Below are 11,298 nucleotides of genomic sequence, written 5' to 3' on the forward strand. Positions count from 1 at the left end.
GTTACGCGGAGGCGTCGGCGGAACGGCGACGCAGGTGGAGATCCTGCTCGATGCGGGTTTCCGCGCGCTTGTCGATCCGGTAGAAGAACAGCAGCGCCACGGCGAGCAGGAACGGAAGGGAGCAATAGACGCTTACGGTCAGGCGGATGCCCTGCACCACGGCCTCAGGCTGCTGCACCAGGCCTGCCTGGTAGCCGTAGTGGGCAAGGATCGCGGCGACCAGCGCGCCGCCGACACTGAGGCCGATCTTCAGGCCGCACAGCATCGCCGAGAAGATGATCGCAGTGGCCCGGCGATGGTTCTTCCACTCGGAGTAGTCCGCAACGTCCGCGATCATCGCCCACAGCAGCGGGATGGTGATGCCATAGCAGAAGCCATGCAGCATGAAGGCAGCGAAGGCCACCGCCACGCCCGTGGGTGGAAACAGGTAGAAGGCAAGCAGGAACAGGGTCGAGACAAACAGGGCGCCACCGAAGACATCGCGCTTGCCGAAGCGATCCGCCAGCCGCCGTGATGCACCAATACCCAGGATCATGCAGAGGATGCCGCACGCGTTGAACAGGCTGAACGCCGAGGTGGCCGCGTCCTTCGGCCAGGTGAACGCCGCGAAGCCGGCGCTGGCCAAGGCGCCATTCAATGCACGGATCAGGCCGTTGAAGCCTGAGTTCTCCAGGAAACCGGCCAGCGCCGCTTCGCTCATGTAGTACTGGAAGTAATAGATGTAGGTGCCGCCTTTCAACGCCAGGTTGATGAACACCAGCACGGTCAGGGCCAGCATCACCTGCCACGGGCGGTTGTGCAGCAGGTCGGACAGGTCCTGCACAATGCCGCCGGTCTGCTCGCGCGTCGGCACGATGCGCTCGCGGGTGGTGGCGAAGGTGATCAGGAAGAACACTGTTCCGATCAGTGCGAAGGCGGTCATGACCTGTTCGAAGCCGCGCACCCGGTCGCCGTCACCCAGAATCAGCACCAGCGGCATCAGCAGCACCTGGATGATGAACTGCGCGATCATCACGGCCACGAAGCGGTACGCCGAAAGGCTGTTGCGCTGGGCCATGCTGCCGGTCAGCACGCCGCTCAGCGCCGAGTACGGCAGGTTGTTCGCGGCGTAAACGCAGACCAGCAGCGCGTAGGTGCCCAGTGCATAGATCACCTTTCCGCGCTCGCCCAGGTCCGGGGTGCTGAACGCCAGCAGGGACAGTACGCCAAAGGGGATGGCCGTCCACAGGATCCACGGGCGGAAGCGGCCCCAACGGGTGGACGTTCGGTCAGCCGCAATGCCGATCAACGGCGTGAACACGAACGCTCCCAGCAGGCCCACCACAAAGATGATCGTGGCCGCGGTCGCCGCTGGCAGGCGGTAGACGTCGGTGTAGAAGAATGCCAGGTAGGTGATCAGGGTCTGGAAGATCAGGTTGGCAGCGAGATCGCCCAGGCTGTAGCCGAGCTTCTCGCGTACCGATAGCGCGTGTTCAGTGCTTGCCATGCAGCGGACGTCCTGGAAAAGGAATCTGGTCGAAGGGGAACCGATGCCAACGAGGGCGATCAGTCATGCGCGGACACCACGCTGAACCTGCCCTGCGCACGTATATCGGCACTGGACGCCCCTACCCTGACCTCGTAGGCACCGGGCTGCACCGCGTACGCCGCACGCGCTTGGTCATAGTGGCGCAGGGCCTGCGCCGCCTGCAGGGTGAACGTCACCGTGCGGCGTTCGCCCGGGGCCAGCTGGACGCGCTGGAAGCCACGCAGTTCCTGCACGGCATCGCCGCTGCCGGCGAGTTCGCGCCGCACGTACAGCTGTACCACTTCATCACCGCTGCGTGTGCCCGCATTGGTCACATCCACCGTCACGCCCAGGCGGCCATCGGCGCCGATGGTGTCCGCATCGAGGCGGAGCGCTCCATAATCGAAGCGCGTGTACGAGAGTCCGTGACCGAACGGATACAGCGGCGTGCTGCGGAAGTAGCGGTAGGTGCGGCCCTCCATGGCGTAGTCGTCGAATGCCGGCATCACTTCGCCGGCCTTGTAGAACGTGACCGGCAAGCGACCCGCCGGATTGACGTCGCCGAACAGCGCCTGGCCGACGGCGGTGCCGCCGCGCTGCCCGGGGTACCAGCTCATCAGGATCGCCGGCAGATGCGCCTGCGCCCAGTCCACGGCGATGGCTGAGCCGCCGGTGAGTACCATCACCACCGGCTTGCCGGTAGCGTGCAGGGCCTCCAGCAGGGTGCGCTGCGGCGCGGGCAAGCGCAGGTCGGTACGGTCGCCACCGGCAAAACCCGGATAGTTGACCGTCATCTCCTCGCCTTCGACATCGCCGGTGAGTCCACCAACGAACACCACCACATCGGCCTCGCGTGCGGCATCGAGCGCTTCATCGAACGGCGCCTTGGCACCGGGCATGCGCCACCCCAGGCGCACGCCGGCATCGCGCTGGTCGTCGTAGTACTCCAGCTTCAGGTCATAGGCACGCCCCGCCTGCAGGTCGAGTTCGACACCCTCGGCATGCAGGCGATCCGTGTTCACCCAGTGATCGATCACACGCTTGCCGTCCAGGTACAGGCGGTAGCCATCATCGCCGGCCACCTCCAGCCGGTAACGACCGGACACGGGGGGCAGCAGTTGGCCGCTCCAGCGGATGCTGAAGCGGTCGTTGGGAATCCCCTGCCCCGGTGCCGCTTCGCCGCGTGCCAGCAGGTTGTCGGTCGGCGAGCCGCGGTCCCAGCGGAAGCCGATCTGCGCGTCGGTCCGCACCAGGGCCGGAGTGCCAGACAGGTCGGGCGTGCGGAAGTACTCGCCGCGCAGGCCGCGCTCGGGCGAATCCGCCGAGGGCCGCAGGAAGGTCGGCTCGATCAACGGCGTGGCACCGGGGTCATCGCGGCCCTCCACCAGGTCGACGCCACGCGCATACCGCACCTCAGCGCCCTTGGCCGCCTCGCGTATGCCCTGCAGGATCGTGACCGGCGCGGCCGGTGTGCCGAAGTAGTTGCCGAGCAGCGCCATGGTGTCGTCGGCGGTGGGTCCAACCACGGCAATGCGCCTGGTGTCGCGCGACAGCGGCAGGATGCCATCGTTCTTCAGCAGCACCAGCGATGCCTGCGCGGCCTTGAGCGCGAGCGCATCATGGGCCGGCGCCTGGTTCACCGAGGCCGGAATGCGCGCCCAGCGCACCCGCTCCGGCGGATCGAACATGCCCAGGCGCATCCGTGCGGTGAACAGGCGGGTTACCGCATCGTCGATCTCCGCTTCGCTGATCAGCCCCTGGCGCACTGCCGCAGGCAGCGTTGCGTACTCCTGGCCGCATTCCAGCTCGGTGCCGTTCCTGACCGCCAGCGCCGCGGCGGCTTCGCGCGTGCCGACGATATGGTGGTGCTTCCAGATATCGACGATGGCCCAGCAGTCCGAGACCACGTAGCCCTTGAAACCCCAGTCGCGTCGCAGCACATCACGCAGCAGGAAACGGCTGGCACTGGCGGACTCGCCGTACACGCGGTTGTAGGCGCCCATGACCGCATCCACTTCGCCCTCCTTCACCAGCGCCTCGAACGCCGGCAGGTAGGTGTCATACAGGTCCCGCCGGCTGGGCCTCGCATCGAAGTGATGGCGGTCGGCCTCCGGTCCGCTGTGCACGGCCAGGTGCTTGGCGGTGGCGTCCAGCTTGCGGTAGACGGGGTCGTCGCCCTGCAGGCCGCGTACGAAGGCCACGCCCATGCGCGCGGTGAGGTAGGGATCCTCGCCGTAGGTCTCCTGTCCGCGACCCCAGCGCGGGTCGCGGAAGATGTTGACGTTCGGCGACCAGAAGGTCAGGCCCTGGTAACGGCCATGCGCGCCTTCTCGGAGGAACTGGTGGTGCTTTGCGCGGGCCTCGTCGCTGATGGTCGTGGCCACCTGCCCCATTAACGGTACATCAAAGGTCGCGGCCAGGCCGATTGCCTGCGGAAACACCGTGGCCTGCCCCGCCCGTGCGACGCCATGCAACCCCTCATTCCACCAGTCGTAGGCGGGCACTCCCAGCCGTTCGATTGCCGGTGCAGCATTCTGCATCTGCGCGGCCTTCTCTTCGAGGGTCATCTGCGCGACGAGTGCGGCGGCCCGTTGCTCGAAGCTTGCCGAGGCATCCAGCCAGGGCCGTGGCGCGGCCGCGGACGCCGCGGCCGCCACGCAGGTGAGGACGAACAGGGTAGCCCGGCCACGCCATGTGCGGCGGCGGGTCCTGGACGAAATCGACAGTCTCATTTGCTTCTCCCGGTGCGCTCGTCGCGCGCGAAGGGACCCAGCAGTGCGCCCACGAAGCCGCCTGCCCGGTCCGTACTCAGAACGGTGCCGTCCACGTCGCCTGCGAGCAGTTGCCAGCCCTGCCCGTCGCCGGTGTCGAACGAGAACGCGTAGGCGCCCTCGTTGCCGGCAATCTTCAGGCGCAGTGCTGCAGACGCCGGCACGTCATGGCTGGCCAGCGTCCGCGTGCTGCCCCCCCCGTCACACGCTTCGAGAAAGAGCGAGAGGCGACCCCCGCCAAGGTCACGAACGCCGAGGAAGTACCAGTACGCCTCGCTCTGGAACGCCGCCAGACCGGCGGCGACACCGGGGGCTGGCGGGGTCATCGCGGTGCTCGCCTCGAAACGCAGGTGCTGCTGGCGCCGGCCGAGAAATGCCGGATTGCGCAACGTGTCCAGATCCTCGGCAAGCGGGTGCACGGCCAGCATCCCGGGGCGCTTGTGCAGGTCAGCCCAGGCATGCCTGGGCACGCGCACGCGCAGCCACTGGCGATCGAGCGCTGGGCCATCAAAATTGTCGCGCGCCACGAAATTGCCGGTCGACGGGGCCTGCGATGCCTCGCCCTGCATCCATGACGGCGCCTTGGCCACGTAGGGAATGGCCTGGTCGGTCGGCAGGATCTGCGGCCAGCCATCCTGCCATCGCACCGGCAACAGGTAGGTCTCGCGCCCGGTGTTGTAGTGGCGCTTCTGATAGTTGCGGCTGGCCAGGAACACCGCCCACCACGAGCCATCCGGGCCTTCGACCAGGTCGGCGTGGCCGGCATTGGTGATCGGCAGCGGACGGTCGTCCGGCAGCTCGCGCTGGGTCAGGATCGGATTGCCCGCATAGGGAACGTAGGGTCCCCACACCGCGCGGCTGCGCAGCACCACCTGCGAATGCTGCGGCCCGGTACCCCCTTCAGCGTCGGACAGGTAATACCAGCCCTCCCGCTTGTAGATGTGCGGTCCCTCGATCCAGATCGGATTCTTCGCCGGCTCCACGCCTCCATCAACCAGCACCCGGCGTGGCCCAACCGGCTTGAACGCCGGCAGATCGATCTGCTGCATCCAGATGGCGCGGTGCCCGTCGTAGCGCGGCGGACCGGGCGGTGCATCGTTGTTGATCAGGTAGACCTTGCCGTCGTCATCGAAAAACAGTGATGGATCGATGCCATCGATGCCGGGCAGCCAGTGCGGATCGGACCACGGCCCGGCCGGGTCGCGCGCCGTGGCAATGAAGTTGCCACCGCTGTCGGTGGCGGTGGTGACGACGTAGAAGGTGCCGTCGTGGTACTCGATGGTGGGGGCGAAGATGCCGCGCGACACGCTCAGCCCGTCGAAATCCAGCTGCGTGGGGCGGTCAATCACGTTGCCGATCTGCTTCCAGTGCACCAGGTCAGCACTCTCGAACACCGGAATGCCCGGGAAGTAGGTGAAGCTGGAATTGACCAGATAGAACCGGCCGTTCGCGCGCACGATGCTGGGATCGGCATGGAAGCCGGCCAGTACCGGATTGCGGTAGTGCCCGGCCGGCAGCGGCACTTCAAACGCCTGGTCATTGCCGCGGTACTCGAACCAGTCGAAGTACACCGGCGGAGCGTCCGGCGGCGCGCTGGCCCGGGCGGCTGCGGCCGACAGCAGGAACACTGCCGCCAGCAGCCGGCGCGCCATGGATCTCAGGCCGGCCCTGTCGCGGGCCACAGGGGACTGCGTGGACAACGTCATCATCGTCGGGCCTCGGCTTCGGCAATGGGGAGTTCGAACGGGCCGGCCGGCGCCCCGCTGCGATCGCGCAGCGTGCACACCGGGCCATCGGCCCAGCAGTAGCGGACGTGCGTTGCGTGCGTCGACCGCGGGCCGCGCAGCAGGATCCGGCGCGCATCCAGTTCGGCTTCGGCGTACTCGCAGTGGTGCGCATGGCCCCTGGCCTCGCACAGTTCAAAGCCGATCGGACGCAGTGCGCCGGTCGCGGTGAGCGCGCCTTCGACATCCTCGAACGCAATGGCGACGGCCGTGGGCGTCCGCACGGCGGTGACCGCCCGCGGCCCTGACGGTGCCAGACCCTTCTCGCCGTACACCACCTGGCGGGCCACGCGCGCCAGGCGGCGCCCGAGCTCCTGCTTGTTCGGTGGGTGGATGTCGTAGGCATCTCCGATGTCGATGGCGATGGCGAGCCCGCTCTGCGCATCCTCGGCGGCGACGCGCCGCTGCGACTCGCGCACCTGCGCCCAACCGCTGTCGGCGGGCGCAACCGGTGGCTGGCCATAGCTGGCCAGCTGCACGAGCAGCAGTGGCGTGCGCGCACCGAACTGACGCCGCCAATCGTCGCGCAGCGCACGCAACCGCGCCGCGTACGCCGCGCCATCACCGGTGTTCGATTCACCCTGGTACCACAGCATGCCGCGCAGCCCGAAAGCGCCGAGCGGTGCGATCATTCCGTTGTACAGCGTCGACAGCCCGGTGGCGGCCTGCCAGGGGGCAAATGGCGGCGCCTGTTGGCCCGGCGCGACCCGGTACTTCCACGGACCCTGCAGTGCCACCCGCTCACCGTTGTCGAACTGCAGGCCGTATGCCGTGGCGGGGCCGGCCAGGCCGCCTTCGCCGTAGGTGTCCAGCACGTTGACCGCAATGCTGTTGGATCCTGCCTTCAGCAGGCCACGTGGCAACGGGTAGCGCCTCTTGCCGGCGCCGTACTGGCTGCCGACGGCGACCCCGTTCACCCAGGTCACGTCCACCTCGTCGGCCGATGCCAGCTCCAGGGTCGCGCCGCGTGCAGCCTGTTCAGCGCTCAGCATCACCTGCGTGCGATACCAGACCATGCCGTTGTAGTCGGCAAGCGCGGGCTCGTTCCAACGCTCCCATGCGCCCAGTGTGGCCGGTGCGCGCGGCCATCCTCGGTCATCGGCATCCGCGCGCCATGGGGCGTCGCCGGGCGGCGTGCCCTCGCGTGTGGCCCACCAGTGCTGCCAGTAGCGGCCCCAGGCTGCGCGTGCCTCCAGCGGATCACGCGCAGACCGCGCGAGGATATCGAGGGGCTCGTCCAGGCCACCCTGCTCTCGCAGTGCACCCACGCTGGTCCAGGCCTCGATCCGAGAGCCGCCCCACGCCGCCTCGATCAGCCCCATCGGCACGTCGACGGTGCGCTGCAGTTCGCGCGCGAAGTAGAAGCAGGTGGCGGAGAAATCGCGCACCGTATCAGGCGTTGCCGATGTCCAGGCAGTGCTGCCGTTGAAGCTCTCCTGTGCCTGCACGGCGGCGTGCTGCGGCACGGTGAACAGCCGGATCCGTGGCATCGTGGCTGCGGCGATCTCGCTGGCTGCGTTGAGCGAGCGCCACACCGGCAGCTCCATGTTCGACTGGCCCGAGCACAGCCACACGTCGCCGACCAGCACGTCGCGCGCCATCTCCCGACGTGTCCCAGCGTTTACCTCCAGCGTGTACGGACCGCCCGCGGCCACCGGGGGCAGCGTCGCCTGCCAGCCGCCTGCGGCGTCCGTCCGGGTGCTTACCGCCTGCCCGGCAAACGTCACGGAAACCGGCTGCCCGGGGCTTGCGTGCCCCCAGACCGCAATGGGCCGGTCACGCTGCAGGACGGCGTGATCGCTGAACAGCGGATGCAGCAATCCCTTCACTTCCCGCGCCGCAGCCGGCACCGCAAACCCGGCCATGGCCACCAGCATCAGCGCATGACCAACCGCTCCGAACCTGCTCATCGGCCATCCCCCGGTGCGAACGGAAACTGCAACGCCTGGTAGTACGACAATGGCTGCGGCGGTGGCCGTTCGCCGACGGGCAGCGGCCGTCCGCTGAGTGACTGGAAGTACGCCACGCTGGCGTCACGCCACCATTGTGCTTCGTCGTGCTGGATCTGCAGGAACGCCGCGACGTGCCGATGCCGCTGCGGATCGATCCGGTCGCGCAGGCCGGCCCAGGTCGCCTGCATCGACTGCACCTGGCGCACGCCGCGCGAATAGCGCCCGACCAGTTCCTCCCAGAGCGTCCTGCCCGAGCGCATGCGGCGGTCCCACGGCACATGATGGAACCACAGCAGCAGCGACTCGGGCACCCGCTCGGGGTCGCCATAGACCTCGGCGACCTGCGGGGCGTACTGGCCCACGGCGTTGCTTCCGCTGGCGCTGCGGTCAAAGCCGATGCCCTTGCTATCGGCTCGGTGGTAGTAGACCGACGTCCAGTCCGCACGCGGGCCGCCGTCCACCCAGGGGCCGGGGCCGTAGTGATGGCCGCGTGCCATGAGGTGATGCAGGCCCAGCGGCGTCATGTAATCCACTGCCGCCTCGCGCGAGTCCATCATCATCCGCACGATCGGGCCGGTCACCTGCGGGTCGGGCGAGAAGGTCAGCGCTGCCCAATCTTCGGCAATCGCGCGCGCGGATTGCTGCGGGTTCCATGCCAGTCTGCCGAAGGCGTACCAGTTGGCCTGGTCGAAGTGCGAGCCACTCCAGGTACGGTCCATGCCGATGTTGGCGACGCCGGCGATACCGGTCAGTGCGTGGCCCTCCAGCGAACCATCGACCACGCGGGCAACGGTGGAGCCTTCGCCGCGGGCATGCGTGTCGGCCTGCAGCACTTCCTCGTAGAGCGTTCCCAGGTAGACCAAGTGCGTCGCAAAACCCAGATATTCCTTGGTGATCTGCAGTTCCATCATCAGCGGCGTGCGTGGCATCGCGCCGAACAGCGGATGGAACGGCTCGCGCGGCTGGAAGTCGATGGGGCCGTTCTTCACCTGCACGATCACGTTGGGCCGGAAGGCGCCGTCCAGCCCGACAAACTCGCTGTACGCCTGCTTGGCGCGATCTTCGGGGACCTCGTGCGAATACACGAAGGCCCGCCACATCACCACGCCGTTGTAGGGCGCCAGCGCGTCGGCCAGCAGGTTGGCGCCGTCAGCATGGGAACGACCGTAATCCTGCGGGCCGGGTTGCCCCTCCGAGTTCGCCTTGACCAGGAAGCCGCCGAAATCCGGAATGTGCGCATGGATCTCATCGACCTTGTCGCGCCACCAGCGCCGCACGCCGGGATCCAACGGGTCAGCCGTCGCCAGGCCGCCGAGCTCGATGGGCGCACTGAAGCGTGCGCTCAGGTAGACCCGGATGCCATAGGGGCGGAACAGATCGGCCAGCGTGGCGGCCTTGGCCAGATAGGCCGGCGACAGGCTCAGCGCATTGGCGTTGACGTTGTTGAGGACGGTGCCGTTGATGCCGAGCGAAGCGTTGGCACGGGCGTAGTCGGTGTAGCGCGGGTCACGCCATTGCGGCAACGTCTGCCAGTCCCACAGCGAGCTGCCCGCATAGCCACGCTCGACGTAGCGGTCCAGGTTGTCCCAATGGTCGAGCACACGCAGTGTGACCCGCGGCGACTCCCGAACGTCCAGCCCCTGCAGCGGCATGCCACGCTGCAACAGGCGCAGCAGGTGGAACGTGCCATACAGCACGCCGACATCCCGGCGTGCCGCCACCAACAGCACATCGCGCCCCTCGGTCCGGACCTGCCGGATCAGGAAGCCCTCGTCGCCCAGCGTGACAACCTCGTTGCCGATCGCGGCGACCAGCGCCGAGGACTGCGGCGTACCCAGCACCAGGGCATGGCCAGTACTGATTGCCGTTCGCATTGGCGGCGCCGCTCCGAGCAATCCAGAAAGGCTCCGCGCAAGCTCGTCGCGGGTGGCGCGCTGCATTGGCGTGCGATCCGGGGCCACCACTTCGGCCAGTTGCCGCCGGTAATCGGCAGCGACCGTTGCGGCAACCGGCTGGTAGCGCATCCACAGCGCATAGCCATCCTCCGCCCGTGCCCCGCCAGCACAGGCCAGCAGTGCGAGCACGGCGCACAGGTGCGTGCCGACAGCACGCAACAACGGCGTTAACATGCGCCTTTGTAGACTACGTCCGGGCCCGGGGCGGCGCATCATCGTCCTTCGCACCCGCGCGGCAGCGCCACCAAGAACAAAGGGATCGTGCATTGGACAAGCCGAAGAAATCGGTTCGCCGCAGAACCGCAGGCGTGACGATCGACGAGGTTGCGGCCCTTGCCGGCGTTTCGCCGATGACCGTGTCGCGGGTGATCAACCAGGGCAAGGTGCGCGACGTCACCCGCGAGCGCGTGCTGCGCGCCGTGCGCGAGCTGGGCTATACGCCCAATCTTGCCGCCAGTTCGCTGGCCGCCGCACAGCACACGCGCATTGCGCTGATCTACACCAACCCCAGCGGCGCCTACCTGCGCGAACTGCTGGTGGGCCTGCTGCGCGTCGCCTCCAGTTCCGCCATCCAGCTGGTCATCGACTACTGGGACAAGCTGGATGCCGAATCCGAACGCAAGGCGGCGCGCGCGCTCGCCGGACGCGTCGACGGGGTGATCCTGCCGCCGCCCCTGTGCGAATCGCAGGCCGCCGTAAACGAACTGGTCAAGGCAGGCATTCCGGTCGTGGCCATCGCATCGGGGCGCCTGAGCGAGGCCCTGTCCTGCGTCCGCATCGACGATTTCAGTGCCGGCAAGGAAATGACCGATCACCTGCTCCGGCAGGGACACACCCGCATCGGTTTCATCCGTGGGCGCCATGACCTGAGCGCAAGTGCGCTCCGCTACGACGGCTTCGTCACCGCCCTGCGCGAGGCCGGGCTGGCGGTGGAGCCTGGCCTGGTCCAGCACGGTGACTACACCTACCGGTCCGGCCTGGCTGCCGCCGAAAAGCTGTTGTCCCAACGCCGCCCACCGACCGCGATTTTCGCCAGCAACGACGACATGGGCGCTGCCGCCATATCCGTCGCGCACCGGCGCGGGCTGGAAGTGCCGCGCGACCTGTCGGTCGTGGGATTCGATGACACCTCGGCCGCCACCACCGTGTGGCCGGAACTGACCACGATCCACCAGCCCATCGCCTCGATGGCCAACGCGGCCGTCGACATCCTGCTGCGCACCATCCGCCGTCCGGCAGGGGACGCAACGGTGCTGCGCGATCATGTGATGCCGCATCGGCTGATCGCACGCGGTTCGGTCGCCGCGCCGCCCCGTGCGCGGTAGCGCA

Annotated in this window: 6 protein-coding genes; 1 reads left to right on the plus strand and 5 read right to left on the minus strand. The window is 68.0% G+C overall.

The genetic code is table 11. From position 1 onward, the window contains the following. Position 1 precedes the first annotated feature (1 nt). The 5 genes from AC5P8U_RS08900 to AC5P8U_RS08920 are packed head-to-tail and all read right to left on the minus strand — an operon-like array spanning position 2 to position 10,143. On the minus strand, positions 2-1,486 hold the full coding sequence (locus tag AC5P8U_RS08900; RefSeq protein ID WP_072167075.1) for an MFS transporter: 1,485 nt from the start codon (positions 1,484-1,486) through the stop codon (positions 2-4). A 59-nt stretch (positions 1,487-1,545) separates the two neighbouring features. Next, positions 1,546-4,239, minus strand: a complete 2,694-nt coding sequence (locus tag AC5P8U_RS08905) for a glycoside hydrolase family 3 protein (RefSeq protein ID WP_495214102.1) — start codon at positions 4,237-4,239, stop codon at positions 1,546-1,548. After that, a complete protein-coding gene (locus AC5P8U_RS08910; protein ID WP_088497157.1) occupies positions 4,236-5,930 on the minus strand; it encodes a glycoside hydrolase family 43 protein in 1,695 nt (564 codons plus the stop codon). The genes AC5P8U_RS08905 and AC5P8U_RS08910 overlap by 4 nt, the downstream gene beginning before the upstream one ends. A gap of 53 nt (positions 5,931-5,983) precedes the next feature. Continuing rightward, positions 5,984-7,972 (minus strand): sialate O-acetylesterase, encoded by a 1,989-nt coding sequence (locus tag AC5P8U_RS08915; protein WP_181503427.1) that lies wholly within the window; start codon positions 7,970-7,972, stop codon positions 5,984-5,986. Then, entirely contained in the window at positions 7,969-10,143 is a 2,175-nt protein-coding gene (locus AC5P8U_RS08920; RefSeq protein WP_447897492.1) for an alpha-glucuronidase family glycosyl hydrolase, read from the minus strand. The genes AC5P8U_RS08915 and AC5P8U_RS08920 overlap by 4 nt, the downstream gene beginning before the upstream one ends. 92 nt (positions 10,144-10,235) lie before the next feature. On the opposite strand from AC5P8U_RS08920, the gene AC5P8U_RS08925 reads away from it, so the two are divergent. Continuing rightward, the gene (locus AC5P8U_RS08925) at positions 10,236-11,294 is read left to right on the plus strand and encodes a LacI family DNA-binding transcriptional regulator (RefSeq protein WP_447897491.1); all 1,059 of its coding nucleotides are present in this window, start codon (positions 10,236-10,238) and stop codon (positions 11,292-11,294) included. Positions 11,295-11,298 lie beyond the last annotated feature (4 nt).

This window comes from Stenotrophomonas sp. YJH_SMC_81 (assembly GCF_059370875.1).

Bases quoted from the DNA above. Each gene is read 5' to 3' on its own strand.
- AC5P8U_RS08910 (WP_088497157.1), bottom strand. From the start codon at position 5,930: ATGGCGCGCCGGCTGCTGGCGGCAGTGTTCCTGCTGTCGGCCGCAGCC.
- AC5P8U_RS08920 (WP_447897492.1), bottom strand. From the start codon at position 10,143: ATGTTAACGCCGTTGTTGCGTGCTGTCGGCACGCACCTGTGCGCCGTG.
- AC5P8U_RS08905 (WP_495214102.1), bottom strand. From the start codon at position 4,239: ATGAGACTGTCGATTTCGTCCAGGACCCGCCGCCGCACATGGCGTGGC.
- AC5P8U_RS08900 (WP_072167075.1), bottom strand. From the start codon at position 1,486: ATGGCAAGCACTGAACACGCGCTATCGGTACGCGAGAAGCTCGGCTAC.
- AC5P8U_RS08915 (WP_181503427.1), bottom strand. From the start codon at position 7,972: ATGAGCAGGTTCGGAGCGGTTGGTCATGCGCTGATGCTGGTGGCCATG.